The organism is Herbaspirillum lusitanum P6-12 (assembly GCF_000256565.1).
GTDB classification, from domain to species: Bacteria; Pseudomonadota; Gammaproteobacteria; order Burkholderiales; family Burkholderiaceae_D; genus Herbaspirillum; species Herbaspirillum lusitanum.
Genome location: NZ_AJHH01000705.1, coordinates 1 through 1,024 on the forward strand (window position 1 = coordinate 1; position 1,024 = coordinate 1,024).

Annotated in this window: 3 pseudogenes; all 3 read left to right on the top strand. The window is 63.9% G+C overall.

Annotated features, from left to right (window positions below):
- Window positions 1-251, top strand: a pseudogene (locus tag HLUSI_RS34485) (efflux RND transporter periplasmic adaptor subunit); the annotation flags it as partial.
- 8 nt (window positions 252-259) lie between these two features.
- Window positions 260-652: pseudogene (locus HLUSI_RS32000) on the top strand (TolC family protein); the annotation flags it as partial.
- 58 nt (window positions 653-710) lie between these two features.
- Window positions 711-1,024, top strand: a pseudogene (locus HLUSI_RS30255) (efflux RND transporter periplasmic adaptor subunit); the annotation flags it as partial.

The window sequence follows — 1,024 nt, forward strand, 5'->3', positions numbered from 1 at the left end:
GTAAGGCGCAACTGGCGCAGGTGCAGGCGCAACAGGCGCGTGACCAGGCCCAGCTGACGAATGCAAAAATCGACTTGCAACGCTACACCACGCTGCGTCAGCAAGACGCCGCCACGCAACAGCAACTGGATACGCAAAAGGCCCTGGTGGCGCAGCTCGAAGCCGCCGTCAAAACCGATGAAGCGCAGATCAGCTACGCCAAGGTCCAGCTCGGCTACACCACCATCAACGCGCCGATCAGCGGTCGCGTCGCGCGCGCGGGGCAGCCCCCGGCGCGCGCAACGACCAGGCCACTGCGGCATTCGACGGCGCGGTCGCCACCTACAAACAAACCGTGCTGGGCGGCTTGCAGGAAGTCGAAGACAACCTCTCGACGCTACGCGTGCTCGACCAGGAAAGTCGGGTGCAGAACCAGGCGGTGAAGGCAGCGCAATTGTCCGAACGGCTGGCGCTGAGCCAATACCAGGCCGGCACCACCACCTATCTCTCGGTCGTGACGACGCAGGCGGCTTCGCTGACCAACCAGCGCACCGCCGTCACCCTGCTGGGTCGCCAACTGGTGGCCAGCGTGGCGCTGATCAAGGCGACCGGGGGCGGCTGGACCGTGGCCGACATCGACAAGGTTGCTGCGTCCGGTAAAGCCGATAAATAAGCCGCCCCATAAGCCGACAAATAAGCCGACCAATAAAAACAATTTCGCGAGTGAAAGCATGACTACTTCTTTGACACCCAAACGTTCCACCCTGTTGATTTCCGTTGCCGTGCTGGTCGCCCTCGGCGGCGGCGCCTGGTCATTGTTCCATCGCGCCGACGCAGTCGCTGCGTCCAAGGAACAGGCACAGCAGGCGCCGTCGATTTCCGTCACCACCGTGCAGGTGCAGGAGCGCGACATTCCGCTGTACCTGTCGGGCGTCGGCACCGTGACCGCCAACGCCAGCGTCGTCGTCAAGGTGCGCATCGACGGCCAGCTCGACAAGGTGGGCTTCACCGAAGGCCAGGACGTCAAGGCCGGCCAGTTGCTGGC